The 25,794-nt window shown below is 69.7% G+C and carries 22 protein-coding genes and 1 pseudogene; 16 read left to right on the top strand and 7 right to left on the bottom strand.

Going from position 1 to position 25,794, the window contains the following annotated elements; translation table 11 throughout:
* Positions 1 to 34 precede the first annotated feature (34 nt).
* The 10 genes from ACFYWY_RS17160 (at position 35) to ACFYWY_RS17115 (ending at position 10,783) form a co-directional block, all read left to right on the top strand.
* Positions 35 to 448 (top strand): PaaI family thioesterase, encoded by a 414-nt coding sequence (locus ACFYWY_RS17160; RefSeq protein ID WP_389186478.1) that lies wholly within the window; start codon positions 35 to 37, stop codon positions 446 to 448.
* 53 nt (positions 449 to 501) lie between these two features.
* A complete protein-coding gene (locus ACFYWY_RS17155; RefSeq protein WP_389186475.1) occupies positions 502 to 1,143 on the top strand; it encodes a pentapeptide repeat-containing protein in 642 nt (213 codons plus the stop codon).
* A 149-nt stretch (positions 1,144 to 1,292) separates the two neighbouring features.
* A complete protein-coding gene (locus tag ACFYWY_RS17150) occupies positions 1,293 to 2,201 on the top strand; it encodes an LLM class F420-dependent oxidoreductase (RefSeq protein WP_389186926.1) in 909 nt (302 codons plus the stop codon).
* Positions 2,202 to 2,212: 11 nt separating this feature from the next.
* Complete coding sequence (locus ACFYWY_RS17145) at positions 2,213 to 2,986, top strand: SDR family NAD(P)-dependent oxidoreductase (RefSeq protein WP_389186472.1); 774 nt, start codon at positions 2,213 to 2,215, stop codon at positions 2,984 to 2,986.
* A 104-nt stretch (positions 2,987 to 3,090) separates the two neighbouring features.
* Positions 3,091 to 4,212, top strand: coding sequence for an LLM class flavin-dependent oxidoreductase (locus tag ACFYWY_RS17140; RefSeq protein WP_389186469.1), 1,122 nt, complete (start codon positions 3,091 to 3,093; stop codon positions 4,210 to 4,212).
* 354 nt (positions 4,213 to 4,566) lie between these two features.
* Positions 4,567 to 6,306, top strand: a complete 1,740-nt coding sequence (locus ACFYWY_RS17135) for an amidohydrolase family protein (RefSeq protein ID WP_389186466.1) — start codon at positions 4,567 to 4,569, stop codon at positions 6,304 to 6,306.
* Positions 6,303 to 7,763 carry an aldehyde dehydrogenase family protein gene (locus ACFYWY_RS17130; protein WP_389186463.1) on the top strand — a complete coding sequence of 487 codons (1,461 nt, stop codon included), beginning with the start codon at positions 6,303 to 6,305 and terminating at the stop codon, positions 7,761 to 7,763. Before ACFYWY_RS17135 ends, ACFYWY_RS17130 begins: the two co-directional genes overlap by 4 nt.
* A gap of 264 nt (positions 7,764 to 8,027) precedes the next feature.
* The gene (locus ACFYWY_RS17125; protein WP_389186461.1) at positions 8,028 to 9,587 is read left to right on the top strand and encodes an APC family permease; all 1,560 of its coding nucleotides are present in this window, start codon (positions 8,028 to 8,030) and stop codon (positions 9,585 to 9,587) included.
* 79 nt (positions 9,588 to 9,666) lie between these two features.
* A complete protein-coding gene (locus ACFYWY_RS17120; protein ID WP_389186459.1) occupies positions 9,667 to 10,167 on the top strand; it encodes a hypothetical protein in 501 nt (166 codons plus the stop codon).
* A gap of 112 nt (positions 10,168 to 10,279) precedes the next feature.
* Positions 10,280 to 10,783 (top strand): DUF1203 domain-containing protein, encoded by a 504-nt coding sequence (locus ACFYWY_RS17115; RefSeq protein WP_389186456.1) that lies wholly within the window; start codon positions 10,280 to 10,282, stop codon positions 10,781 to 10,783.
* A gap of 22 nt (positions 10,784 to 10,805) precedes the next feature.
* Here ACFYWY_RS17115 and ACFYWY_RS17110 read toward each other — a convergent pair whose 3' ends face one another.
* Positions 10,806 to 12,338, bottom strand: a complete 1,533-nt coding sequence (locus tag ACFYWY_RS17110; protein WP_389186453.1) for a CehA/McbA family metallohydrolase — start codon at positions 12,336 to 12,338, stop codon at positions 10,806 to 10,808.
* 369 nt (positions 12,339 to 12,707) lie between these two features.
* Here ACFYWY_RS17110 and ACFYWY_RS17105 point away from each other — a divergent pair, with 369 nt between their 5' ends.
* Complete coding sequence (locus ACFYWY_RS17105; protein WP_389186450.1) at positions 12,708 to 13,535, top strand: LLM class F420-dependent oxidoreductase; 828 nt, start codon at positions 12,708 to 12,710, stop codon at positions 13,533 to 13,535.
* Positions 13,536 to 13,719: 184 nt separating this feature from the next.
* Here ACFYWY_RS17105 and ACFYWY_RS17100 read toward each other — a convergent pair whose 3' ends face one another.
* Together ACFYWY_RS17100 and ACFYWY_RS17095 are read right to left on the bottom strand one after the other, a co-directional pair.
* Positions 13,720 to 13,974, bottom strand: a complete 255-nt coding sequence (locus tag ACFYWY_RS17100; protein WP_389186447.1) for a DUF397 domain-containing protein — start codon at positions 13,972 to 13,974, stop codon at positions 13,720 to 13,722.
* A pseudogene (locus ACFYWY_RS17095) lies at positions 13,971 to 14,825 on the bottom strand (Scr1 family TA system antitoxin-like transcriptional regulator). The gene ACFYWY_RS17100 and the pseudogene ACFYWY_RS17095 overlap by 4 nt, the downstream one beginning before the upstream one ends.
* A gap of 124 nt (positions 14,826 to 14,949) precedes the next feature.
* On the opposite strand from ACFYWY_RS17095, the gene ACFYWY_RS17090 reads away from it, so the two are divergent.
* Entirely contained in the window at positions 14,950 to 15,366 is a 417-nt protein-coding gene (locus ACFYWY_RS17090) for an ATP-binding protein (RefSeq protein WP_389186444.1), read from the top strand.
* 1,010 nt (positions 15,367 to 16,376) lie between these two features.
* Here the strand turns inward: ACFYWY_RS17090 and ACFYWY_RS17085 are convergent.
* The 3 genes from ACFYWY_RS17085 to ACFYWY_RS17075 form a co-directional block, all read right to left on the bottom strand.
* Positions 16,377 to 16,721, bottom strand: a complete 345-nt coding sequence (locus ACFYWY_RS17085; RefSeq protein ID WP_389186441.1) for a hypothetical protein — start codon at positions 16,719 to 16,721, stop codon at positions 16,377 to 16,379.
* Between the two features lie 216 nt (positions 16,722 to 16,937).
* The gene (locus tag ACFYWY_RS17080; RefSeq protein WP_389186924.1) at positions 16,938 to 17,621 is read right to left on the bottom strand and encodes a transposase; all 684 of its coding nucleotides are present in this window, start codon (positions 17,619 to 17,621) and stop codon (positions 16,938 to 16,940) included.
* A gap of 4 nt (positions 17,622 to 17,625) precedes the next feature.
* Positions 17,626 to 18,300, bottom strand: a complete 675-nt coding sequence (locus ACFYWY_RS17075; RefSeq protein ID WP_389186439.1) for a hypothetical protein — start codon at positions 18,298 to 18,300, stop codon at positions 17,626 to 17,628.
* A gap of 173 nt (positions 18,301 to 18,473) precedes the next feature.
* Here ACFYWY_RS17075 and ACFYWY_RS17070 point away from each other — a divergent pair, with 173 nt between their 5' ends.
* From ACFYWY_RS17070 to ACFYWY_RS17055, 4 genes are all read left to right on the top strand, one after another.
* The gene (locus tag ACFYWY_RS17070) at positions 18,474 to 21,080 is read left to right on the top strand and encodes a bifunctional FO biosynthesis protein CofGH (protein ID WP_389186436.1); all 2,607 of its coding nucleotides are present in this window, start codon (positions 18,474 to 18,476) and stop codon (positions 21,078 to 21,080) included.
* Between the two features lie 4 nt (positions 21,081 to 21,084).
* A complete protein-coding gene (locus ACFYWY_RS17065) occupies positions 21,085 to 22,407 on the top strand; it encodes an ATP-binding protein (protein ID WP_389186434.1) in 1,323 nt (440 codons plus the stop codon).
* Complete coding sequence (locus tag ACFYWY_RS17060; protein WP_389186432.1) at positions 22,373 to 22,723, top strand: hypothetical protein; 351 nt, start codon at positions 22,373 to 22,375, stop codon at positions 22,721 to 22,723. The genes ACFYWY_RS17065 and ACFYWY_RS17060 overlap by 35 nt, the downstream gene beginning before the upstream one ends.
* A gap of 115 nt (positions 22,724 to 22,838) precedes the next feature.
* Positions 22,839 to 23,954, top strand: a complete 1,116-nt coding sequence (locus tag ACFYWY_RS17055; RefSeq protein WP_389186429.1) for an ADP-ribosylglycohydrolase family protein — start codon at positions 22,839 to 22,841, stop codon at positions 23,952 to 23,954.
* Between the two features lie 85 nt (positions 23,955 to 24,039).
* Here ACFYWY_RS17055 and ACFYWY_RS17050 read toward each other — a convergent pair whose 3' ends face one another.
* Complete coding sequence (locus ACFYWY_RS17050; protein WP_389186426.1) at positions 24,040 to 25,620, bottom strand: sodium:solute symporter family protein; 1,581 nt, start codon at positions 25,618 to 25,620, stop codon at positions 24,040 to 24,042.
* Between the last annotated feature and the right edge of the window lie 174 nt (positions 25,621 to 25,794).

Here is a 25,794-nt window from a genome sequence, read left to right as displayed (position 1 = left end):
ACCCGGAATCGGTATTCCGGGGCACCATCAGGGCATGACGCTGTCCCTCGCCGAAGCCGAGAAGATCCTTGCCGACAACTTCGCACCCTGGGTGCTCGATCTCGGGCTCGCCGTCGTCGAGACCGGCGAGCTCCATGCCGTGCTGCGGCTGCCCTGGTCCTCACGGCTCGCCCGCGAAGGCGGTGCGCTGTCCGGGCAGGCGCTCATGGCCGCCGCGGACACCGCGACCGTGATCGCCGTCGCCTCGGCACGCGGTGCGTACGGACCGATGACCACCGTCCAGCAGTCCACCAGCTTCCAGCGCGCGATTCTCGGCGCCGACGTGCTGCTCGACGCCCGGATCACCAAGCTCGGGCGCCGTATGGCCTTCGCGGACGTCACCATGACGGCCGACGGCTCCGAGGACGTCGCCGCCCGTGCCTCGACCGTGTACGCCCTGCTCGGCTGAGGCTGCCCGGCGGGCGAGCGCCGATGTCAGTGGCCGGGTGTTCAATCGGAGGCATGTCCAACAGACGCGAGCCTGCCAAGGCCGACCCCATCTCGCACCGGCCCCCCGTCCCCGACGAAGGGCCCGTCATCAGGGGCGAGGACTGGTACGGACGGGATCTGTCCGGGCAGAGATTCACCCGCCACACCTTGTACGACACCGACTGGACCGAGGTCGTCAACGACGGCGGCGTCTTCGACGAGTGCACCTTCTCCGGCGTACGGTTCAACGCCTCCCGGCACACCAACGCCGCCTTCACCAACTGCACCTTCAAGAGCTGCAACTTTTTCGACACCCGATTCGAGCAGTGCAAGGCCGTCGGAAGCCTCTTCCAGAGCTCCACCTTCAGCCTCTTCTCCGTCACCGGCGGTGACTGGTCCTTCGTCGGGCTGCCCGGTGCCGATCTGCGCAAGGCGGTCTTCGAAGGGGTGCGGATGCGGGAGGCCGACCTCACCGCCGCCCGGCTGGAAGGGGCCACCCTCGCGGGCGTCGACCTGTCCGGGGCCGTGCTGCACGGCTCGAAGCTCACCGGCGCGGATCTGCGCGGCAGCGACCTGTCAGCCCTTGATCCCCTCACCGTCGAACTCGCGGGCGCGAAGATCGATCTGGAGCAGGCCGCCGTCATCGCCACCACGCTGGGGTTCGACGTGAGCTGAGACCGGTTGCCGTCCGCGCACCCCTTGTCTGATGGGCCGTCAGGTACGACGATGGCCCCGCCCGGCTAGTTGACGGAGCGTCAGGTCAAGGCGGAGGAGGCGGCACGGTGCATGTGCAGGTACTGCCCAAAGGACGGCTGTCGTACGGGATGCAGCTCCCGGTCCAGTCGCAGAGCACCATCTACGCCGAGCCCTGGGAGGCCGACGCCGGCGCCGAGGACCTCGCCGAGATCGCCAGGGCCGCCGACCGCGCCGGATTCGCCTATCTCGCGAGCTGCGACCATGTCGCGATCCCGCGGCGGCTCGCCGGCGCCATGTCCACCGTCTGGTACGACCCCGTCGCCACCCTCTCCTTCCTCGCCGGGATCACCGAGCGCGTCCTGCTGCTCAGCCATGTCGCCGTCGTCGGGCTGCGGCACCCCCTGGTGACCGCCAAGCAGTACGCCACCGTGGACCATCTCTCCGGCGGGCGGCTGATCCTCGGGGTCGGGGCAGGGCATGTGGCGGAGGAGTTCGAGGCGCTGGGCGTCGACTTCGCCCGGCGCGGGGCCGTGCTCGACGAGACGATCGACGCGCTCAGGGCGGCACTCGGCGAGGAGGAGTACCCCGAGTTCGCCGGGGAACGGTTCTCCTTCAGCGGGCTCGGGCAGCGGCCCCGGCCCGTCCAGCCACGGATCCCGGTCTGGGTCGGGGGCTCCTCGCCCGCCGCCGTACGCCGGGCTGCCCTACGGGGCGACGGCTGGCTGCCTCAGGGTGACCCGCGTGCCGAACTCCCCGACCAGATATCCAGGTTGAGGATGTGGCGAGGAGAGGCGGGGATCACCGAACCCATCGAGATCGGGGCCATCGCCGAACCGCTCTACGTAGGAGACGCGACGTGGGAGGTCGGGCGGCGGACCCTGACCGGCAAGCCCGACGCCATCGCCGAATCGCTGCGCGCCTACGCCGCGATGGGCGTGCACCAGATCCAGGTCCGGTTCCGCAGCCGGAGCCGTGCCGAACTCACCGACCAGATCGCGGCGTTCGCCGCCGACGTTGCTCCGCACCTTGACAGTTAGGGAGTACGGACATGGGCAAGCTCGACGGGCGCGTCATCCTCATCACCGGCGCGGCGCGCGGTCAGGGCGAGGAGGAGGCGCGGCTCTTCGCGGCGGAGGGTGCCCAGGTGGCGCTCGCCGATGTGCTCGACGACCAGGGCGAGGCCCTCGCCAAGGAGCTGTGCGAGGAACTCGGCGAGACCACGGCCGTGTACGCCCATCTCGATGTGAGCCAGGAGTCCGACTGGATCGCCGCCGTGGCCGCCGCGAAGGAGGCGTTCGGGAAGATCGACGGGCTGGTCAGCAACGCGGGGATCCTGCGCTTCAACGAGCTGGTGTCCACGCCGCTGGCGGAGTTCCAGCAGATCGTCCAGGTCAATCAGGTCGGCTGCTTCCTCGGTATCCGCACTGTCGCGCCCGAGATCGAGGCCGCAGGCGGCGGGACGATCGTCAACACGGCCTCGTACACGGCTCTGACCGGCATGGCGGGCGTGGGCGCGTACGCCGCGACCAAGCACGCCGTGCTCGGTCTGACCCGGGTGGCGGCCGTCGAGCTGGCTGCCAGGAACATCCGGGTCAACGCGGTCTGTCCGGGCGCGGTGGACACCCCGATGAGCAACCCCGACGGTGTGGACCCCGCGGCGGTGCGTGAGCTGTACCAGAAGCTCGTGCCGCTGGGCCGGATCGGGCGGCCGGAGGAGGTGGCGAAGCTGGCGCTCTTCCTGAGCAGCGAGGACTCCTCGTACATCACTGGGCAGCCCTTCGTCATCGACGGTGGCTGGCTGGCGGGTGTGAGCCTTTTCTGACCATGCGTCAGAACCATCTATTGACGCTGCATCCGCGCGGTGGAACAGTCGAGCCAACTGGAATCTGACGGTTCGTCAGAAACATAGGACGGCGGTGAACCACCTTGGAATTCGGACTCTTTGTACAGGGATACGTCGGCAAGCGCGCCGAGACCGACCCGCTCGCCGAGCACAAGGCGCTGATGGAGGAGACCGAGTACGTCATCCAGGCGGACAAGTCCGGTTTCAAGTACGCCTGGGCCTCCGAGCACCATTTCCTGGAGGAGTACTCGCACCTCTCGGCGAGCGACGTGTTCCTCGGCTACCTCGCGCACGCGACGGACCGGATCCATCTGGGCTCGGGCATCTTCAACCCGCTGGCGCCCGTGAATCACCCCGTGAAGGTCGCCGAGAAGGTCGCCATGCTCGACCATCTCACCGAAGGCCGCTTCGAGTTCGGGTCGGGCCGCGGTGCGGGCAGTCACGAGATCCTCGGCTTCCTGCCCGGCATCACCGACATGAACCACACCAAGGAACTCTGGGAAGAGACGATCGCGGAGTTCCCCAAGATGTGGCTCCAGGACGAGTACGTCGGCTTCCAGGGCAAGCACTGGTCGCTGCCGCCGCGCAAGGTGCTGCCGAAGCCGTACGGGAAGTCCCACCCGGCGATGTGGTACGCGGCCGGGTCGCCGCCGTCGTACGCCATGGCCGCGAGGAAGGGGCTGGGGGTGCTGGGCTTCAGCGTGCAGAAGGTCTCCGACATGGAGTGGGTGCTGGAGCAGTACAAGACGGCGATCATCGAGGCGGAGCCGGTCGGGGACTTCGTCAACGACAACGTGATGGTGACGTCGACGGCGATCTGCGCGCCCACGCACGAGGAGGCGGTGCGCATAGCCGCCGGCGGCGGTCTGCACTACCTCCAGTCGCTTGTCTTCCGCTACCACGACACGTTCCCCAGGCCGGAGGGTTTCCCGGTGTGGCCGGAGACTCTGCCCGAGTTCAACGAGGAGATCATCGAACTCCTCATCGCCGAGGAGCTGTTGATCTGCGGTGATCCGGACGAGGTGCTGACCCAGTGCAAGCGCTGGGAGCAGGCGGGGGCGGATCAGCTCTCGTTCGGGCTCCCGATCGGGATCTCGCGGGAGGACACGCTGCGGTCGATACGGCTGATCGGGGAGCATGTGATCCCGAAGATCGACACGGATCCGGTGCACCGGACGACGCGCTTCCGCCAGACGTCTGCCTGAGCCGAATGTCGGGGCTCCGCCCCGGACCCCGCGCCTCAATCGCCGGCGAGGCTGGTTTCGGGGCTCGGCCCCGGACCCCGCGCCTCAATCGCCGGCGGGGCTTGAAAATCAAGCCCGTTGGGGGTCCCCCCGGACGAAGTCTGGGGGAGATTGAGGACACGGCCGGAGGCCGTACGCGGGTCTGGGGGCTTGCCCCCAGTCACGGGAAGCGGCGCCCCGGCCCACCAGAACGGCGGCGGCCTCCCGGACCGCCGTCCCCGCTCCGGCCGGGGCGCGCGCACCCGGCAGCGGCCTGCCGCACCGCCGCCCCGGCCGGAGCCACCGATCACCGGCGTACGGAAGGGAATTCACGTCATGCTCGACCACCTCATTCGCTCCGCGACCGTCGTGGACGGGACCGGCGCACCCGCGTACGTCGCCGACGTCGGGATACGCGACGGGCGCATCGCCCTCATCGCCGCCCCCGGGACCGTCGCCGAGGAGGCCAGGACCAGCGAGGATGCGTCCGGGATCGTCCTCGCCCCCGGCTTCGTCGACCCGCACACGCACTACGACGCGCAGCTGTTCTGGGACCCGTACGCCACCCCCTCCATGAACCACGGCGTGACCACCGTCGCCGGCGGCAACTGCGGCTTCACGCTCGCCCCGCTCAACCCCGACCGTCCCGAGGACGCCGACTACACGCGCCGCATGATGTCCAAGGTCGAAGGCATGTCGCTGGTCGCCCTGGAGGACGGCGCGCCCTGGAACTGGCACACCTTCGGTGAGTATCTGGACGCTCTGGAGGGCCGGATCGCCGTCAACGCGGGCTTCATGGTGGGCCATTGCGCCCTGCGCCGGCATGTCATGGGGCCAGACGCGGTCGGCGGGCAGCCCACGCCCGGGCAGCTGGACGAGATGCTCAGGCTCTTCCACGACGCGATGGACGCGGGCGCGTGGGGGCTCTCCACCACGCAGTCGTCCACCCACTCCGACGGCGACGGCCACCCGGTCGCGTCCCGGCACGCCAAGCCGGAAGAACTCCTCGCACTGTCCAGGGCCGTCGCCGAGCACGAGGGCACGCAGCTCGAAGCGATCGTCGCGGGCTGCCTGGACCAGTTCGCGGACGAGGAGATCGATCTGTTCGTCGAGATGACCACGGTGGCCGGACGACCGCTGAACTGGAACGTTCTCACCATCGACGCATCCGTTCCCGAGCGCGTACCGCGCCAGCTGATACCGAGCGAGCGCGCCCGCGAGTCCGGCGGACGCATCGTCGCCCTGACCATGCCGATCCTCACCCCGATGAACATGTCGCTGGGGACCTTCTGCGCGCTCAATCTCATCCCCGGCTGGGGCGAGATCCTCTCCCTCCCCGTCGCCGAACGGATCGAGAGACTCCGCGATCCCGGCGTACGCGCCCAGATGCTGTGCCGCGCGAACAGCAAGGAGGCCGGAGTCTTCCGCCGCCTCGCGAACTTCGGCCGCTACGTCATCGGCGACACGTACTCCAAGGAGAACGAGGGTCTCAGCGGGCGGGTCGTGAAGGACATCGCGGCCGAGCGCGGCCAGGACGCCTTCCAGTGCCTCGTCGACATCTGCGCCAACGACCAGCTGCGTACGGTCCTGTGGCCGATGCCCACCGACAACGACCCGGCGAGCTGGGAACTGCGCAAGCAGACCTGGCAGCACGAGGACGTCATGCTCGGCGGCTCCGACGCGGGCGCGCACCTGGACCGGATGTGCGGTGCGCCGTACACCACGCGCTTCATCGGCGACTGTCTGCGCGGTCGGCGGCTCGTCGGCCTGGAGGAGGCCGTGAAGATGCTGACCGACGACCCGGCGCGCCTCTTCGGCCTGCGCGAACGCGGCCGCGTCCAGGAGGGCTTCCACGCCGACCTCGTCCTCTTCGATCCGCAGCGGATCGAGGCGGGCCCGGCGACCCTGGTACACGATCTGCCCGGCGACAGCCCGCGGCTGGACGCGAAGGCGATCGGCATCGTGTCGGTGCGGGTCAACGGCGTGGAGACGATACGGGACGACCAGGTCACCGGGGCGGTGCCGGGCACGGTCCTCAGGTCCGGCCGCGACACGAGGACGGTGAGCACCAAGTGACCGGCCCGCAGCAGCTGTTCATCGGTGGCGAGTGGGTCGAGCCCGACGGCGGGCACTACGAAGTGGTCAACCCGGCCACGGAGGAGGTCGTCGGCCTTGCGCCCGAGGCGAGCCGGGACCAGGTGTACGCGGCGGCGGAGGCCGCCCGCGAGGCCTTCCGTACGTGGTCCCGTACCGCCCCCGAGGAGCGCGCCCGGATCCTCGACGCTGCCGCCGACGTCATCCAGCGCGAAGCCGAGCCGTACGCCCTCCTGGCCCGCGCCGAGTCCGGCGCGACCACGGCGACCGCGCGCGGTATGCAGGTCGCGGTGGGCGCGGCCCGCTTCCGGCGGTACGCGAAGGGTGCGCTGGAACCCGTGGAGCAGGGGCTGCCGCCGCAGATCAACGCTGCAGGCCCGATGGGCAGGGCGGGCGTGTTCGGGGCCCTCGCCGTGCGCCGCCCGGTCGGCGTGGTCACCTGCATCACCTCGTACAACAACCCCTGGGCCAACCCGGCGGGCAAGGTCGCGCCCGCGCTCGCCATGGGCAACACGGTCGTCGTGAAGCCGGCCCCACAGGACCCCCTCTCCGTCTACCGGATGGCAGAGGCCCTGGCGGAGGCGGGTGCGCCGCCCGGTGTCGTGAACGTCGTGACCGGCTCCGCGCCGGCCGTCGGCGAGGCCGCCGTCGACTCCCCGGAGGTCGACATGGTCAGCTTCACCGGCTCGACTGCGGTCGGACGGCGCATCGCGGAGGTCTGCGGCCGTGGGATGAAACGCCAGCTGATGGAGCTGGGCGGCAAGGGCGCGGCGCTGGTCTTCGACGACGCGGATGTGGATTCCGCGGTGATGGGCATCGGCACCACGTTCTCCTTCTACAGCGGCCAGATCTGTACGGCGCCGACGCGGGTGATCGCGCAGCGCGGCATCTACGGCCTGCTGATCGAGAAGCTGTCGGGCTACCTCACCCATGTGAAGGTGGGCGACCCGGCGGAGCAGGGCACGGTGGTCGGCCCGGTGATCTCCGCCGCCCACCGTGACCGGGTGGAGTCGTACATCGAACTGGGAAAGAAGGAGGGCGCGCGGCTGGTCGCGGGCGGCGAGCGCCCGCCGTCACCGGACCGGGGCTTCTACGTCGCGCCGACGCTCTTCGCCGACTGTACGAACGACATGCGGGTGGTCAGGGAGGAGATCTTCGGCCCGGTGGTGGTCGTGGTGCCCTTCGACGACGAGGAGGAGGGCGTCGCCCTGGCGAACGACAGCGACTACGGCCTGATCGACTACGTCTGGTCGGGGGATGTGGCCCGGGCGTTCCGGGTGGCGGGGCAGCTGCGGGCCGGCGGCGTGGGGGTGAACACGATCGGCCGGAACATGGAGGCGCCGTTCGGGGGGTTCAAGAAGAGCGGTGTGGGGCGGGATGTGGGTTCGTACGCGCTGCATGCGTACAGCGAGTTGCAGGCGGTGGTGTGGCCGGGGTGACGGCCGTGGGGAAAGCAGTGGGGAGCCGTGGGGAAAAGGGTGCGGGAAAATGGGTGCGGGAAAATTTGAAACCTGACAAAAAGGACAGTGCTGCGGTTTTCGCATCCCGGAACGATGACGCCGCGACCTGCGGATGGGTGCGTGTGCGGCGATGTTCGTCTTCCATTCATAGATCGTTCGTCGATCCGGACCATGGAACTCAAGAAGTCATGGCCGGAGTCAGCCCCTCCGGATGTGGAAACCGCAGCACTTAACGTCCTCCTCATGACTCAGCTGGAAGCACGGCCCCAGGCCGGAGACGCGGTAAGGGACGTGCCCGAGACGGGCGTACGCGCCAAGGGACTGGGCGGCAACTCGGTCGGGCTGATGGGCAGTGCCGTCATCGGCATCTCCACCGTCGCCCCCGTCTACTGCCTGACCTCCACCCTCGGTTCCACAGCCGGCGAGGTCGGCCTGCAGATGCCCGCGGTGTTCCTGGCGGGCTTCCTGCCGATGCTGCTGGTCGCCTTCGCCTACCGCGAGCTGAACCGCGTGATGCCGGACTGCGGCACCTCCTTCACCTGGACGGTGAAGGCCTTCGGCCCGCGCCTGGGCTGGATGTGCGGCTGGGGCCTGGTGATCGCGACGATCATCGTCCTCTCGAACCTGGCGGGAGTGGCCACGTCGTACTTCTGGCTGCTCGCGGGCGAGATCACCGGCAGCGACGCAGTCGCCGCGCTGGACGAAAGCAAACCCGTCCACATCCTGACCTGCCTCATCCTGATCGCGATCGCGACGGCGATCAGCTACCGCGGCATGACGGCGACCAAGGGCGTGCAGTACGCGCTGGTGGGCCTCCAACTGCTGGTGCTGGCGATCTTCGTGGTGATGGCCTTCCAGAAGGCGGGCAGCGGAGCCTTCGACACCGGCATCGATTTCTCCTGGTCCTGGATGAACCCCTTCGCGGTCCAGTCCTTCGCCGCCTTCACGGCGGGAGTCTCGCTCTCGATCTTCATGTACTGGGGCTGGGACGCGTGCCTGACCGCCAATGAGGAGACGACCGGCAGCGAGAAGACGCCCGGCCGCGCCGCCCTCATCGCCATGGTCGTCCTGGTCGGCTCCTACCTCGCGACCGGCATCGCCGCCCAGATGGCCGTCGGCTCCGGCGACAGCGGCCTGGGCCTGTCGAACGAAGAGACCTCCGGCAACGTCTTCGCCGCCCTGGCCGGCCCGGTCATGGGCCCCGGCCTCGGCATCCTGCTCTTCGTCGCGGTCCTCGCCTCTGCGGCGGCCAGCCTCCAGACGACGTTCATCCCGGTCGCCAGGACGGTCCTGGCCATGTCGGCGTACGAGGCCCTGCCGCCCTCGTACGCCCGCGTCCACCCGCGCTTCAAGACGCCGGGCCGCGCGACGGTGGTGGCGGGCATCGCGACCGGCGTCTTCTACACGGTGATGACCCTGGTCAGCGAGAACGTCCTGGTCGACACGATCTACGCCCTCGGCCTCATGATCTGCTTCTACTACGCGCTGACGGCGTTCGCCTGCGCCTGGTACTTCCGCCGCGAACTGTTCGTATCGGCGCGGGACTTCGTCTTCAAGGGCCTGTTCCCGGTGGTGGGGGGCATCCTGCTGGCGGCGGTCTTCTGCAAGACGCTGTACGACATGTGGGACCCGGCGTACGGCAGCGGCTCGGCGGTCTTCGGCGTCGGCTCGGTGTTCGTGATCGGGGTCGGGCTGCTGCTGCTCGGGGTGGTGCTGATGGTGGCGATGCAGCGCCGGAGCCCGGCGTTCTTCCGGGGCGAGGTGCTGACGAAGGAGACCCCGGCGCTGGTCGTCAGCGACTAGGTCTCTGTCCGGGCGATCGCGGCGATCCGGACGGGCGCGGTGACAGCGTGAGCCGCGGGCGGCCCGGCAAGCTGAGGGGATGAGACGTCGCAACCCCGAACCGGCAGAAGCAACTGCGTGGAACTATGCCGGGGCGGTCTACGGCTCGCTCCTCGCTGCCTCGGTCATCGCCACAGCGGGAACGCTGGGCTCCTTCCCCCGGCTCCAGCTCGTGGTCATGCTGCTCACCACCGGACTGGTCTTCTGGATCACGCACGTCTACGCCCGCCTCGTCGGCGACCGCCTCGCACATCAGCCACTGTCGTGGGAGACGATCCGCCACGAGGCACGCACGGAATGGCCGATCGCTCAGGCCGCGCTCCCGCCGGCCGCCGCCGTGGCAGTGAGCCCTTCCCTGGGGCTCGGACCCGGCGACACCGCGTGGCTGGGGCTCGGCGTCGCTCTCGCCGAGCAGGTCGCCTGGGCCACCGCGGGGGTGGTCAAAGCCGGTGCCCCTCGCCGCCTGGTCGCCGTCACCGGTACGGTCAACCTCCTTCTGGGGCTGGTCATCGTGGGCGCAAAGGCGGTAGTCCAGCACTGACCCGCGGTCGGGCCGTGTCCGCCGAGCGTCATGTCCGCCGAGCACAATGTCCGCTGAGCGCCATGTCCGTTTCCCGCCGGAAGCCGGCCGCCTCACGCGCCACGCTGAAGGCATGACATCGACCCTCTGGACCGCCCGCCCCATCGATCCCGCCGCTCTCAAGCAGCTCCGCGACACCGACGACGGGGGCCGCCCCTGCGTCCCGTACGCCGATACCGAAGGCGGCGAAGTCCTGCGCTGCTGTCTGCGGCCGAGCGGGATCGGGGAGCGGATCGCCCTCGTCTCGTACGCGCCACTGCGGAGATGGGCCGCCGAGACGCGGGTCGAGCCCGGGGCGTACGACGAGCAGGGGCCCGTCTTCATCCATGCCGAGGAGTGCGCGGGGCCGGGCGAGCAGGACGGGTACCCCTTCGCCCGCCCCGGGGCCCTGCGGGCTCTGCGGCGTTACGACGCCCGGGGCCGCATCGCGGGAGGCCGCCTCCTGGAGATTCCGGAGGCGGCCACGGAAGGGTTCGACGCGGCGTTGGCGGAAGCCTTCGCCGATCCCGAGGTGGTCCTGGTTCATGTCAGGGCCGTGGAGTACGGCTGCTTCCACTTCGAGGTGCGCCGGCCCTGAGGGAGTCGCGTTCCGTCATCCCTCAGCTTCCGAGGAAGACCGGGTTCGTGAACGCCACCAGCGGACCCGGCAGTCCCGGCACCACCGGCGCGCGCCGCACCTCGGCTCGCACATACGCCGCGTACGACGCCGTCGTGCCCCACTCCACCGTGCCCGTCCCCGACGCCGGCAACGCCGATGTGTGCAGCACGCCCTGGTCCGTCACGATGCGGGCCGAGCAGTTCGGCGCGCCGCTGACCTCCAGGCGTACCGTCACCGGGTCGTCGGCGTCGACGCGCAGCCGTTCGCCGATGCCCGCGTGCCGGCCGCGCCCGCCCGCAGCCGAGAAGGACAGTGACACCGCGGAGGACTCGGCGACGTACGAGTGTCCCGCCCGGATGCCGTCCAGGATCGCCTCACGGGACAGCTCGTCGGCCAGCACCACGGTCTGCGGCGTGCCGACGGGGTCCGGGTGGCGGTGCGCGTCGCTGTTGCCCATCGCCGGGGTCCAGGGCTTTCCGGAGCGTGCGGACGCGACCAGCGTGTTGTCCCAGGCCTGCAGCGAGACCTCGTCGTCGGGGGTGTACGCGCCGTTCCACACCTCCACCGCGTCCGCCTGGCCGAAGCCGAACTTCCAGTTGCAGCCGATGCAGGTGGCGTGCGGGTGGGCCGGGACGACCAGGCCGCCGGAGCGCCTGATCTCGCGGGCGTAGTGGCCGAAACGGTTGTCGCGGGCCCGGTAACGCCAGTCGACGAAAGTCCCGGGGTCGGTGCCGAGCGCGACGAGGTGGCCGTTGCGCGTCGTCACCTCCTCGCCGGTGAGGACGAGCAGGTCGTCGCCCCACTGTCCCTCCCACGCCCGGTGCGCCGCATGGGTGTTGTGCTCGGACGTGTTGATGAAGTCGAGGCCGGCGCCGCGTGCGAGCGCGGCGATCTCGGCGGGGGTGCGCTTGCCGTCCGAGTACCAGGAGTGCAGATGGCAGTCGCCGCGGTACCAGGCGCGGCCGCGGCCCTTGGCCCGCTCGGGGGGGTAGACCGGCTTGGGGGTCTTGCCGGGCGCGCCGTACCGGAGCGTGATGGTGACCTCGTACGCGAGACCCTGCGGCGCGACCGTGTACGGGCCCAGCGCGATGTACCAGGTACCGGCCCGCACCGGGCCCGGAATGTAGCCCGGCGTCGCGTCGTCCGCGCGGATGAAGAACTCGGTGCGCGCCCCGCCCGACCAGCCGCGGAAGCCGCGCCCGCCGAGCTCCGTGCCGCGCTCGTCGAAGATGCCGATGTCGAGGGCGTTGCCTTGCGTGCCGGCCGGGACGACGGGCCGCTCGTAGGTGTACGCGACGTGGATCTCGCGTACGCCTCGCGGGACTTCCACCGGCAGATACACGAAGTCGGGGGAGCCGGGCGGCAGCGTGCCGCGTACGACCTCGGTCTGCCCGTCGCTCTGGCCGGACTGCCCGTCGTTGTTCGGTGCGGCGTTCGCGAAGCTCACAGTGCCCAACGTAAGCGCAGCGGCCGCTCCCGTCACCAGCAGTCCGCGTCTGTCCATGGCGTGTTTCGCGTGTTCGTCGTTGCACATGCCGTCGGCTCCCAGGCTGAGGAGAGGGGCAGAAGTGGTGCACTCAAACCCTCGTATTGAGCCGTGAACTGCTGTTCAAGGGAAGGGGGGTGGCAGGGGGCGAGGCGATGGCGGGACAGTGCTGTGCGCCTGGCCTGCGGTGGGTGCGGGCTTGGCCTGGACTCGGCGTGCGCTTTTGGCCTGCACCCGGCGTGCACCGGGCGTGCGCCCTTCTTTGCCTGCACCGGCGTGCACGGGGCGGGTGCATTTGGCTGCACCCGGCGTGCACCACGCGGGTACTCTCGGCCCGCACCCGCCGTGCACTCGGCATCTGTCGCCGGACGGCGTACCTTGGGCCCGCCACCAGCGCCGACGACGACGGAGGAGCTCATGAGGATCTCGACGACGATCTTCCTCACGGACGAGACGATCACGCCCGTGCGGCTGGCGCGCGAGCTGGAGGAGCGCGGCTTCGGCGGGCTCTACCTGCCGGAACACACCCATATCCCGGTGGAGCGAACGACCCCGTACCCGGCGGGCGGCGAGCTGCCGCCCGAGTACGGCCGCACCCTCGACCCCTTCGTGGCCCTCGGCCAGGCCGCGGCGGTCACGTCGCGCCTCGGCCTCGGCACCGGCATCACGCTGGTCGCCCAGCACGACCCGATCGACCTGGCCAAGCAGATCGCGACCCTCGACCACCTGTCGGGCGGGCGGTTCACATTCGGCGTCGGCTTCGGCTGGAACAAGGAGGAGGCCGCGGACCACGGCGTGGAGTGGACGACGCGGCGAGAGCTGGGGCGGGACCGGATGGCGCTGATGCGGGCGCTGTGGGCGGCCGAACCGACCGCGTACAAGGGCGAGTTCGGGGCGGTGCGGGCGTCGTACGCGTACCCGAAGCCGGCGGGAGGCGCGCCGCGCACGCTGATCGGCGGGGCGGCCGGGCCGAAGCTCTTCTCGCACATCGCGGAGTACGCGGACGGCTGGCTCCCGATCGGCGGGCGTGGCCTGACGGAGTCGGTGCCGGTGCTGCGCGAGGTCTGGGAGAAGGCGGGCCGCGACCCGGGCGCCTTGCAGGTGGTCCCGTACGCGGTCCTGCCGTCGCCGGGGAAGCTGGCGCACTACGCGGAACTGGGCGTGGAGGAGGTCGTGCTGCAGCTGCCGCCGGCGGGGGAGGCGGAGGTCCTGGGCGTGCTGGACGAGTACGCGCAGTACGTGTGACCCCCGGCGGGCCCGGGCGCCTGCACGGTGGGCGCCCGGGAGGCGGCGGCGCTGCCGGCGGCGAGCAGGACGGCAGCGGGGAGCACGGCGGCGGCCAGCGCGGCGACGGCGATCAGGGGTGATGTCTTCATGCACCCGAGCCTGCCGACCAGGCCCGACAGGGTGCCGAAGACACGCACGGACCTCAGCCGGTCGGGTGCCGCCGGGCGTACAGGACGAAGGCGGACCAGGTGGCGGGGGTGACGGCGAGCTGGGGGCCTTCGATGACCTTGGAGTCTCGGACACGGACGGCGGCGGGTGTGGGGGCGACCTCCAGGCATGCGCCGCCCTCGCCACTGCTGTAGCTGGACTTGCGCCACGCGTAGGCGATCTCGACGCATGTGCCACCTTCGGCACCGCTGTAACTGCTCTTGAACCAGTGGAGTTGCTCAGTGCTCATCGTTCTCCCAGCAACTTCTCGATGAGGGCCAGTGACTCCCGGGGCGTGAGAGCCTGCGCTCGGATGATCCCATAGCGTTCGGTGAAGGTGCGGACTTCTTCCGGGTCGGTGATCAGTCGAGAGTGACCGTAGATCTCCGTGTACGCGACCTGCTGCCGCCCCTTGGGCGTCAGCAGGATGAACGCGCCGTCCAGGCTGGGGTGTTCCTCGCGATCTAGCGGCATCACCTGGAGTTCCACGGTCCGCAGCCGGCCGAAGCGCAGCAGCTGACGTAACTGGTTCTCATGGACGGCCTGTCCGCCGATCAGTCGCCGCAGCAGGGCCTCTTCCAGTACGTAACTGAAGATGGGCGCGGGCCAGCGCTCGAAGATCTGCTGGCGAGCGAGTCGGTCGACCACCCGCTTCTCGATGGTTGCCTCATCCAACAGAGGCCGTCGCTGGGTGAAGATCGCCCTTGCGTACTCCTCGGTCTGGAGCAATCCGGGCACGGCCTGGTTGCTGTAGTCGTGCAGAGCGACGGCCTCCGCCTCCGCCCGCGCATAGTCCCGGAACCAGTCCGGATGCCGCGTCCGCGCCTTTGCCTGTGCCTACCGTACGTCCTCCACCGCGGCCTTCAGCACACCCCCGGCCGTCAGCAACTCATCGGCCCGCTCCAGGAAATCGGGCTGCGGAGTCCGTACGCCCCGCTCCATCGAGGAGATCAGGTCCTCCCCGCAGTGGGCTGCAACGCCCAGCTCCCGCTGACTCAGCCCGGCGTTCTCCCGGAGCACCTTGATCTGCTTGCCGAGAGCGCTGAAGAGATGCGCCGTCCCGTCCACTTCAGCCGGTCGCTCGGGCCGTTCTTCCGTCATGCCGTACCGCCTTCTCCGGTCACGGCCGACGTTCCGTACAGCCCGCCGTCCGTACCCGTACAGTTACCCAGCGTCGCGATCTCCCTCCTGGTCAGGGTACGGCGAACCAGCCACGCTGAGTGACATGAAGGCCGAAATCAGTCTCCCCACCGCCGAGTTCACCCAGTGCTTCAGCGCCACGCGCCGAGGCGCCCGCCTCGCCCGGCACCTGGCCCTGCATCAGCTCGACGAGTGGGGCATCCCGTACGGCAGCGACCTCTCCGACTCGACCGCGGTGATCGTCGCCGAGCTCACGGCGAACGCGGTCACCCACGCCCGCGTCCAGGGTCGCGACTTCGAGCTGCGCCTCACGCTCGCCCCGACGACCCTCCGCATCGAGGTCTCGGACCCGCGCGGGGAGTGCGAACCGGAGCCGCGGCAGTCGGCGCCGGAGGCCGAGGACGGCCGCGGACTTCAGCTCGTCGAGGCGCTCGCCACCTCCTGGGGCACCAAGGGCCGAGTGATCGGCAAGACGGTCTGGGCGGAAGTGGCGGTGTCGTAAGGGTGCTGTGGGCACCGGCCGAGGGCGTTGGTACTGACTTCGGAATACATTCCGAATCGCGCGGCTCACGCGCCGGCTGCCGGACGAGGACGACGGCGAGGTGGTCGCTCCGTGACGCCGAAGCGTGGGGACAGTGTCGCCCCGCCCCCGGTCGGTGCGGAATGGCGCTTACGGTTCGTGACGAATGACGCCGCCAAGGAGTAGGGCGACGGCGTACGTCCCAGTGCCTGAGGACGGTGGCCGCCGGTTCCTCTATGCGCTCGGGAGCGCCGATGAGGTTCTCGAAGGAGGCGAGGCGGCGGTGGGCGTGAGGGTTCGGTTTTCGCGAACTGTCGCGCTTGCTCGCTGCGTGAGCGGCACGACCATTCGCGAAAACGCGGCCGCTGTTTCATACTCCGGCAGGCGTACGGGCATTTGGGTAATTAGGTCTGTTGCGAGACGGCCGGTACCGTGTCCGGCCAGATCCATGAGCCCGAGAATCTCCGGCGTTTTGGACCTGATGGCCAGGAAGAGGGTGACGGGGTCTGTCCCAGCGTGAGGAATAAGTGCCTTGCAGTCCTGCCCGAAGGCGACCTCGCGCTGAGTCAGGCCGATCCGGAATTCTGACGTCAGGCTCATCCCTCGTACCACGAAGATGACCGTGCCCTTCGGGGCCAGCCGGGTTCCGTTCTCAGCTCCGAGGGACGTGATTTTTCGATCAGATTCGTCCAGCCATGGTGACTTGAGGCTCGCGGCCGAAATCCAGGGGATGTCGCCGTCCCAGTAACACGGCTCGCTTGTTTTCGGCGTCCGGCCTTCTCCGGCGACACGTACTGCATAAGCCCTAGCAGAGTGTCGAAGCCCTGCGCCAGGTGGGGTCCGCGGGGGCAGCCATAGAGGAATCGTGACCGCCCCCGCGGTGTGATAGCACCGGCCGAGCGTGGACTTCGGATTGCGCTCGTTACCGTAGTCGGTGAACCGGCGCTGATCGTTCAGGTCCGGTCACTTCGAGCACACCGACCGGTAACCCATCAGCCTACCTTAATAGAGGTTATGGTGGCCCCGATTGACGTCCACCGGCCGTTCACACGCCATTCTGCGCCGCCGCCGCTCCACTGACTCCCAAGCACAGCGCTCTTGCCACGGTAGGTACGAGCCGACTTCACATTGAGGTTCGTGCGGTAGTGGCCGGTGCCGTAAACGCAGAGCCTCCCCCTGCTCGTATCGAGGACCAGGTTAGTCGACTTCGTTGCCGACTTGCACCACTTGCCGACCGCCGCGGCCTCTGCAGGGCTAGCCTGCAGCGTGAGCATGCTCCCCAGTGCGACTGCCGCGGCCACGCCGCCGAATGCCGTCCGCTTGACTGTCCGCTTCATCTTTACTCCTTCTGTACGCACACCCTGTGGTGCGCCGGTCCAATGTGGCTTTACGCGCCTACTAAGCTAGATCGTAGACCGCTGTTTACGCAAGGGCCTTAGCCTCATATATCCGAAGCTGATTGAACTGCTCAATCGAGAATTGAATTCTCGGCTCTGCCGCTCAAAAGAGCAATGAGCGCTGGAGTCGACGGAACGAATTTGGCTGTCGGCCTATCAATGAGGGTTGCTGTAGAGCCCTTCCCGTATGTGATGCCGCAGCGCGCCTCCGGGACGCAGCGCATCGGACGGGCGGTCGGCCTTATCGGGGTCTTCAAAGTTGAGCCGTGCGGAGGTGTCCACGGGCTCGGCGAGTGGTGAACAGCGTGTCCGTAGACGCTGACTGTCAGCGTTGCGGAATCTGAACGCGTTGCGGGCGACGAGCTTGATCACGCGGTTGATCCCTTCGCTCTTGGCGTTGCTGTGACCGGTGTCGATGAACGCGCCGATCTCGGGCCACCAGCGGTCGACGGTGGTGGCGAGCTGGCGGACTTCGGGGATGTCGAAGTCTGCGCACCAGGTGAGGAACTTCCAGCGGGCGTGGCCGACTTGGTGGCGGTCGGCACCGGTGCGGGCCAGGGCGAGGAGGGTGCGCAGGTTCTCCTTGGCGATCCAGGCCGTCAGCAGCGTCTGCCCGATCTCCCCCTCGCCCAGGAGCGTGTTCCACATGGCGGCGAACTGGTCGTCGGTGAGGTCCTCGCGGTTGCGCAGAAGCCGCCGTCTGGCCTTCCACTCCGGGTCGCTCGCCCGTCCGCGCCGACCCCGGGTCTCCGCGGTGGTGCGGCGCCTGACCATGGACAGCATGTTGTTGGCGAGCTGGACCACGTGGAAGTGGTCGACCACGACGGTGGCGTGCGGCAGGACGTTAAGACGTGATCGGCTGCCGTATCTCGGCGCGGATGTCGAGCGTGAGCTGCGCCAGTTCGGCCAAGTCGAAGTCCTCTGGCTTGGGCAAGCCGGGGAGCATCAGCTCGACGGACGCCTTGGTGTTGCCGTCGGCCCACACGCACATTGCGAACGGCGCGGGGGTGTCGGTGTCGGGGTAGGCGAGCACCTGGCATCCCACCTTCACCGGGGCACCCGCCGGGGTCATGTCCTTGGCCCGGACCAGGACTGCTGTGCCCTCGGCCGTGGCGGGGCCACTCAGCGTGCTGCCGCGTGCCTTGTCCGGGTCACGGATCTGTCCCCAACCACCCGTGATCGTAAGGGTTTTGCCATCGGCGGCTGTGTACTCGCCGTGTGCTCCGTGCGGATCGCGGAAGTTGCTGTCGGGGGATAGACGGAATGCCTCGTCCACCATCCAGCCCTCGCCTCCCACCCGCTGATATGCGCCGTTCACCAGGGTCTTCGGCTCGGTGAGCCGGTACTCGGAGCTCGGATTCTCGGAGCTCGGACCGATCGCGATCACCGCGAACACGAGACCGCCAAGCAGGACGACGCCCCCGGCGACGATCGCGAGGACCTTGCGGGTTCGGGTCCGACGCGGTGGCAGGGCCGGCTCGTCCAAGCGGGGCGGCTGTTGGGGCTGGGGCATGGCCATGACCGTCGAAGATACTGACACGCGGCCGATCCCGGCCGACAGTCACCCATCAGCAACTTCTGGGCCTGCGGAAATCGCTCGTCCTCACCCACCTCGCGCTGCAGATCACCGCCGCGACAGCAATCCTCGCCCAGGCGTGATGTGCCCGCAGCCTCCGCTCGTATGCTCGATCCATGACGGATCACCAGCCCGGACGACCTGGACGGCCCACCGAGAACGCCATGCGCCGTGCCCTCAAGCGGGCCAGGGACGGCGTCGCCCTCGACACCGCCGAGGCGGCCGTGCTGCTGCAGGCGCGTGGGGACGATCTGCTCGACCTCGCCGCGTCCGCCGCGCGCGTGCGGGATGCCGGGCTGGAGGCCGCGGGGCGGCCCGGGGTCATCACGTACTCGAAGAGCGTGTTCATTCCGCTGACCAAGCTCTGCCGCGACAAGTGCCACTACTGCACCTTCGCCACCGTCCCCGGCAAGCTGCGCCGCGCCGGGCACGGGGCGTTCATGTCGCCCGACGAGGTTCTCGACATCGCCCGCCGCGGGGCCGAACTGGGCTGCAAGGAAGCGCTCATCACCCTGGGCGACAAGCCCGAGGACCGCTGGCCCGAGGCGCGTGAGTGGCTGGAGGCCGAGGGCTACGACGACACCATCGCGTACGTACGGGCAATGGCGATCCGCATCCTGGAGGAGACCGGGCTGCTCCCGCATCTCAACCCGGGCGTCATGACCTGGACCGACTTCCAGCGGCTCAAGCCGGTCGCGCCGTCCATGGGCATGATGCTGGAGACCACGGCGACTCGGCTGTGGAGCGAGCCGGGCGGGCCGCACTACGGGTCTCCCGACAAGGAGCCGGCCGTGCGGCTGCGCGTGCTGGAGGACGCCGGGCGCAGTTCCGTGCCGTTCACCAGCGGGCTGCTGATCGGGATCGGCGAGACGTACGAGGAGCGGGCGGATTCGCTGTTCGCGCTGCGCCGCATCTCCCGTGCCTACCACGGCATTCAGGAACTGATCATGCAGAACTTCCGCGCCAAGCCGGACACGGCGATGCGCGGCATGCCGGACGCCGAGCTGGACGAGCTGGTCGCCACCGTCGCCGTCGCGCGGCACATCATGGGGCCGTCCGCCTGTCTGCAGGCGCCGCCGAACCTGGTGGCGGGCGAGTACGCGCGGCTCATCGGCGCCGGCATCGACGACTGGGGCGGCGTCTCGCCGCTCACGCCGGACCATGTCAATCCCGAGCGGCCCTGGCCCCAGATCGACGAGCTCGCCGGGCATTCCGCGGCCGCCGGCTTCGAGCTGCGCGAACGCCTCGCCGTCTACCCGGAGTTCGTGCAGCGTGGCGAGCCCTGGCTCGATCCGCGGCTGCTGCCGCACGTCCGCGCGCTCGCCGATCCTCAGACCGGGCTGGCGAACGCGGACGCCTCCGTCGAGGGCCGTCCCTGGCAGGAGCCGGACGAAGGTTTCACCGCCTCGGGCAGGACGGACCTTCACCACACCATCGACACCGAGGGCCGTACCTCCGACCGTCGTGACGATTTCGACGACGTGTACGGCGACTGGGACGCGCTGCGCGAGGCCGCCGTGCCCGGAATGGTGCCCTCTCGTATCGACACCGACGTGAAAGCCGCGCTCAAGCAGGCCGCCGACGATCCGGCCAAGCTGACGGACGACGAGGCCCTGGCCCTGCTGCACGCCGACGGCCCCGCCCTCGACGCGCTCACGCGGATCGCGGACGAGCTGCGCCGCGACACGGTCGGCGACGACGTCACGTACATCGTCACGCGCAACATCAACTTCACCAACGTCTGCTACACCGGCTGCCGTTTCTGCGCCTTCGCCCAGCGGCGTACGGACGCCGACGCCTACACCCTCTCCCTCGAACAGGTCGCCGACCGGGCCGCGCAGGCGTGGGACGTCGGCGCGGTCGAGGTGTGCATGCAGGGCGGCATCCACCCCGACCTGCCGGGCACGGCGTACTTCGACATCGCCCGCGCCGTGAAGGAGCGCGTGCCGGGCATGCATGTGCACGCCTTCTCGCCGATGGAGGTCGTCAACGGCGCGTCGCGGACCGGCCTTTCGATCCGTGAGTGGCTGACCGCCGCCAAGGAGGCGGGACTCGATTCCATCCCCGGGACCGCCGCCGAGATCCTGGACGACGAGGTCCGCTGGATCCTCACCAAGGGCAAGCTGCCCACCGCCACCTGGACCGAGGTCGTCAAGACCGCGCACGAACTGGGCATCCGTTCGTCCTCGACCATGATGTACGGACATGTGGACCAGCCCCGGCACTGGCTCGGCCACCTGCGCACGCTCGCCGGGATCCAGCAGGCCGCACTGGATTCCGGGCGGCAAGGCTTCACGGAGTTCGTGACGCTGCCCTTCATTCACACAAATGCGCCGGTGTATCTGGCGGGGATCGCGCGGCCGGGGCCGACCACGCGGGACAACCGCGCCGTCACCGCCATGGCCCGCCTTCTCCTCCACCCCCACATCACCAACATCCAGACCAGTTGGGTGAAGCTGGGCGCGGAGGGCGCGGCCGAGATGCTCCGCTCCGGGGCCAACGATCTCGGCGGCACGCTGATGGAGGAGACCATCTCCCGGATGGCGGGCTCCAGTTACGGCTCGTACCGCTCCGTTCAGGATCTGATCGCCATCGCGGAGGCGGCGGGCAGGCCGGCCCGGCCGCGTACGACTCTGTACGGCGAGGTCCCTGAGGAGCGCGTGCGCGCCGCCGCCGCGTCCGACGGACATCTGCCCGAGCTGCTGCCGCTGCTGCCAGACTGACCGCATGAGTGCCGGTGCCGCGAGACTGTCGATGCAGGAACTGATCAACATCCGCAGGCGCGCGGGATTCGTGGGAAGGCGCGATGAACTGGCCGTCTTCCGCGAGAACTTCGACGTGCCCCCGGAGGACCCGCGGCACCGCTTCATCTTCCATATCCACGGCAACGCGGGTGTCGGCAAGACCTCCCTCGTCCGCGAGCTGGTGCAGAGCGCGCGTCAGCGCCAGGCGCTCACCGCCGTGCTCGACGAGTCCGTGAACAGCGTGCCGGAGGCGATGGAGGCGATCAGCGCCCAGTTCGCCGAGCAGGGGCAGGTGCTCAAGGCCCTCGACCGGCAGCTGGCGACCTACCGCCAGCGCCGGTACGAGGCGGAGGCCCTCACCGCCAACGCGGCGGCGGACGGACAGCCGCAACCGCAGCCCTCCGCGGGCAGCATGGCCGCGGCCCAGGCCTCTCTGATCGGACTCGGCATGGTGCCGGGCGTCGGCGCGCTCGCCGGAGCCGTCGACCCGGCGCAGGTCGCCCGCGGAGCCGATCACGTAAGGGCCGTCCTCGCCACCCGTTTCGGCAAGCAGGAGGACGTACAGCTGGTCCTCAACCCCCTCCGGGCCCTCACTCCGGTCCTGGTCGCCGAGCTGAACCGGGTCGGGTCCGGGGTCCCCTGGATCACGCTCTTCTTCGACACGTACGAACGCACGGGGCCGTTCCTCGACGCCTGGCTGCGCGATCTGATCACCACCGGGCAGTACGGCTCGCTGCCCGCCCATGTCGTCGTCACCCTCTCCGGGCAGCGGCCGCTCGACCCCAACTGCTGGGCCGACTACGCCGACTTCGTCACCGACCTCCCGCTCGCGCCCTTCACCGAGCCGGAGGCCCGCCGGCTCCTCGCCGCAAAGGGCGTGGTGGACGAGGAGGTGGTACGGGACGTGCTCAGGCTCTCCGGCCGGCTGCCCGTCCTCGTCTCCACCCTCGCCGAGAACCCGGGCGCGGTGGACGACCCCAGCGCCACCGCCGTCGAACGCTTCCTGAAGTGGGAGCAGGACCCGGTCCGCCGAGCCGCCGCCCTCGACGGCGGTGCACCGCGCACGGGCGAGCGTCTATCTGCATCTCGACCGCCCGGAGGAAGCGCTGACAGCCCTCGGGGAGGCCGCCGGGGACGACCAGGACGCGAACCACCTCACCCTGCTCACCCGCGCTCACCGCAGGACGGGCCACTTCGCCCGGGCGAGGGAGGCGGCCGAGAGGCTGCTCGCGGTGGACGCCCGCCACGGCTCGCTGGAGCTGGCTCTCACCGTGAGCTGTACGGAAGGACTGGCGCAGGCCGGTGACTTGTGGCGAGCGGCGGAAGGCCACAGCGCCGAGGGGGCCGCGGGGGCAGCCGGGGCTGCGGCGGGCGACCGCACAGGCGAACTGCTGCTGCTCGCGTGCGCACGCGGGGACTGGCCCCGGGCCGACACCCTTCTCGCCGACCTGCTCGCCGGGAGCCCCACCTGGACCAGGGTGAAGGACGCGGCGGACGACCTGACCGAACTGCTCGCCTGCCCGGACGCGGCCCGACCCGAACTGACCCCGAGGCTGCACCGCCTGACCACGGCGCGGAACGCTGTCCTCAATCTCCCCCGGACGAAGTCTGGGGGAGATTGAGGACAAAACCGGCCACCCCGCCGCCCCCCTCACCCTCGCACCCCCGAACCCCCCATTCCCGTTCGATTACAGTGCTGCGCCAGGCATACGTTCGAAGTCCAGGGAGGGACGCGCGGTGAGCGCAGCAGCCACAGCCGTCTGGGGCCGGGCCGAGCAGCAGGACTTCCGCGCCCGCGTGCGCGGCGCCCTGCTCGGCGGCGCCATCGGCGACGCGCTCGGCGCCGGGGTCGCCGCCCTCACCGTGGACGAGATCCGCACCGCCCACGGCCCCGACGGCGTCGCCGACCTCGTGCCCGCCCACGGCCGCCGCGGCGCCGTCACCGCCGCCACCCAGCTGACCCTGTTCACCGTCGACGGGCTGATCCGCGCACAGGTCCGCCGGGACACCGGCGCCTGGCACCCGCCCACCGATGTGCACCGCGCCTATCTGAGATGGGCCGCCACCCAGCGCGACTGGGGCCCCGACGAGCGCCGCAAGGACAATGGCTGGCTCGCCCGCGAGGAATGGCTCTACACCCGCCGCGACCCCGCCAAGGCCTGCCTCATCGGGCTCGGCGACGAGACCATGGGCACCCTCGAAGCACCCAAGAACCCCGCCGCGCGCGACGCCGGCGCGCTGGTGCGCTCCGCGCCGTTCGGGCTGCTCGTCGGCTGGGAGCCGCAGCTGGTGTGCCAGCTGGCCGTGGAGTGCGCGGCGCAGACGCACGGCCACCCCACCGCGTATCTCTCGGCCGGCGCGCTCGCCGTCATCGTGCACGGTCTGGCCCGCGGCGAGACCCTCGACGGCTCGGTGCAGCGCGCCCTCGCCCAGCTGGCCGCGCGCCCCGGCCACCAGCCCGTCACGGACGCCCTCAAGCATGCGCTCGGCGCCGTACGCCAGGGCATTCCGAGCCCCGCCAGGATCGCCTCGCTCGGCGAGGGCCACAACGCCGAGGACGCCCTTGCCATCGCCGTCTACTCCGCTCTCGTCGGCGAGGACATCCGGCACGGCCTGCGTCTCGCCGTCAACCACGACGGCCCCTCTCAGACCACCGGCGCCGTCACCGGCTCGCTGCTGGGCGCCCTGCACGGCGAGACCGCGCTGCCGCCCGCCTGGCTCTGCGAGCTGGAGGGCCGCCCCACGATCCTCGAGCTCGCCGACGACTTCGCGATGGAGATGACCCAGGGCCCGGCCCTGCACGGCCCCACGGTCACCGCGCCCGGCTGGCTGTCGCGCTACCCGCGCAGCTGATGCACGTACGAGGGCGTACGAGGCGTACGAGGGCCCGGCTCCCCTCCTCGAGAACCGGGCCTTCGTACGCGGCGAAGAGCGGGCGTCAGCCGTCCGCGCCCTCGCGGCCGAGCACCTTCGCTTCCGCGGGTTCCGCCGGCGCCGGCACCGCGCCGGCGGCGAACGCCGAGCCCGGGCCGTCGTCCGAGTTGATCCGGGCGATGAGGTCGTCGCGCTCGGGAGTGTCCTCAGGCTTGATGATGCCGATCAGGATGTAGAGGACGAGCGAGACCGCCAGCGGGATGGAGACCTGGTACTGCAGCGGCACGCCGCCGTCGACGCTCCAGCTGATCGGGTAGTTGACCAGCCAGAAGGTGACCAGGCCGAGCCCCCAGCTGACCAGCGCCGCCGTCGGTCCGCTCCTGCGGAACCAGGGCAGCATGCCCAGCATCAGCGGAATCGCGATCGGGCCCATGAGCCCCGCCACCCACTTGATGACGACCGTGATGATGTCACCGAAGAAGTCCGAGTTGACCTGGGTCGCGATGGCCATCGAGAGACCGAGGAAGAGCAGCGTGGCCCAGCGGGCGGCCAGCAGCCCCGCGCGGGTGTCCCACTCGCGGGCCTTGTGGGACACGGCGGGCATGATGTCGCGGGTGACGACCGCCGCGATCGCGTTCGCGTCGGAGGAGCACATGGCCATCGTGTGGGAGAAGAAGCCCACGATGACCAGGCCCAGCAGACCGTGCGGCAGCAGCTGTTCGGCCATCAGCGCGTACGAGTCGGCCGGCACTTTCGTGTCGATGATCAGCGGTGCCACCCACATCGGGAAGAACAGCACCAGCGGCCAGACGAGCCAGAGCACGGCGGACAGCCGGGCGGACCGCTCCGCCGACTTCGCGGAGTCGGTGGCCATGTAGCGCTGCGCCTGGTTCCACATGCCGCCGTTGTACTCGAAGGTCTTGATGAAGAGGTAGGCGATCAGGAAGACCATCATGTACGGGCCGGCCAGCGGCTCCGCGTGGCCCTTGAGCTCAGGCTCGTCCCAGACGTTCCACAGGGAGCTGAAGCCGCCGAGTTCGGCCATGACCGCGACGAGCATCGCGATGCCGGCGATGAACTGGATGATGAACTGGCCGAGTTCGGTGAGGGCGTCGGCCCACAGACCGCCGACGGTGCAGTACACGGCGGTGACCGCGCCGGTGATCAGGATGCCCGTGTTGAGGGAGACGCCGGTGAAGACGGAGAGCAGTGTGGCGATGGCGGCCCACTTGGCGCCGACGTCGACGATCTTCAGCAGTACGCCGGACCAGGCGAGCGCCTGCTGGGTGGGCAGGTCGTAGCGGTTCTTGAGGTATTCGAGCGGCGAGGCCACATGCAGCTTCGAGCGCACGCGGTTGAGCCGGGGCGCGAACACCCGCGAGCCGATGGCGATGCCGATCGCGATGGGGAATGACCAGGTGACGTACGAGGTGACGCCGTAGGTGTACGCGATGGCCGCGTAGCCGGTGAACATCACCGCGCTGTAGCCGGACATGTGGTGCGAGATGCCCGACAGCCACCACGGCATCTTGCCGCCGGCGGTGAAGAAGTCGCTGACGTTGTCGACGCGCTTGTGCGACCAGAGTCCGATCGCGACCATCACACCGAAGTATCCGATGAGCACGGTCCAGTCGAGACTGTTCATGTGCCCCCTCCTGGGGTCCGCCTTGTGAACGTCAAAGCTCTTCGTCAGTACGTCCGATCAGCGGCGCCCCCGTGCGGGAGCGGGGACTTCGGGGATTGAACCGCCTGTCCGGGCGGTGGGTCAAGGGGAAACGTGGTCAGGGATGTGAACGCAGGTCAGAAAGCAGAACGATTT

This window comes from Streptomyces sp. NPDC002870 (assembly GCF_042888505.1).
GTDB lineage: Bacteria > Actinomycetota > Actinomycetes > Streptomycetales > Streptomycetaceae > Streptomyces.
The sequence above is the reverse complement of the archived record's forward strand: the minus strand, read 5'-3'. Positions and strand labels throughout refer to the sequence as shown.

Coding starts and splice junctions, on each gene's coding strand:
- ACFYWY_RS17155 (WP_389186475.1), top strand. CDS start 502: ATGTCCAACAGACGCGAGCCTGCCAAGGCCGACCCCATCTCGCACCGG.
- ACFYWY_RS17135 (WP_389186466.1), top strand. CDS start 4,567: ATGCTCGACCACCTCATTCGCTCCGCGACCGTCGTGGACGGGACCGGC.
- ACFYWY_RS17105 (WP_389186450.1), top strand. CDS start 12,708: ATGAGGATCTCGACGACGATCTTCCTCACGGACGAGACGATCACGCCC.
- ACFYWY_RS17100 (WP_389186447.1), bottom strand. CDS start 13,974: ATGAGCACTGAGCAACTCCACTGGTTCAAGAGCAGTTACAGCGGTGCC.
- ACFYWY_RS17090 (WP_389186444.1), top strand. CDS start 14,950: ATGAAGGCCGAAATCAGTCTCCCCACCGCCGAGTTCACCCAGTGCTTC.
- ACFYWY_RS17070 (WP_389186436.1), top strand. CDS start 18,474: ATGACGGATCACCAGCCCGGACGACCTGGACGGCCCACCGAGAACGCC.
- ACFYWY_RS17115 (WP_389186456.1), top strand. CDS start 10,280: ATGACATCGACCCTCTGGACCGCCCGCCCCATCGATCCCGCCGCTCTC.
- ACFYWY_RS17075 (WP_389186439.1), bottom strand. CDS start 18,300: ATGGCCATGCCCCAGCCCCAACAGCCGCCCCGCTTGGACGAGCCGGCC.
- ACFYWY_RS17120 (WP_389186459.1), top strand. CDS start 9,667: ATGAGACGTCGCAACCCCGAACCGGCAGAAGCAACTGCGTGGAACTAT.
- ACFYWY_RS17145 (WP_389186472.1), top strand. CDS start 2,213: ATGGGCAAGCTCGACGGGCGCGTCATCCTCATCACCGGCGCGGCGCGC.
- ACFYWY_RS17050 (WP_389186426.1), bottom strand. CDS start 25,620: ATGAACAGTCTCGACTGGACCGTGCTCATCGGATACTTCGGTGTGATG.
- ACFYWY_RS17065 (WP_389186434.1), top strand. CDS start 21,085: ATGAGTGCCGGTGCCGCGAGACTGTCGATGCAGGAACTGATCAACATC.
- ACFYWY_RS17085 (WP_389186441.1), bottom strand. CDS start 16,721: ATGAAGCGGACAGTCAAGCGGACGGCATTCGGCGGCGTGGCCGCGGCA.
- ACFYWY_RS17150 (WP_389186926.1), top strand. CDS start 1,293: ATGCAGCTCCCGGTCCAGTCGCAGAGCACCATCTACGCCGAGCCCTGG.
- ACFYWY_RS17110 (WP_389186453.1), bottom strand. CDS start 12,338: ATGTGCAACGACGAACACGCGAAACACGCCATGGACAGACGCGGACTG.
- ACFYWY_RS17160 (WP_389186478.1), top strand. CDS start 35: ATGACGCTGTCCCTCGCCGAAGCCGAGAAGATCCTTGCCGACAACTTC.
- ACFYWY_RS17125 (WP_389186461.1), top strand. CDS start 8,028: ATGACTCAGCTGGAAGCACGGCCCCAGGCCGGAGACGCGGTAAGGGAC.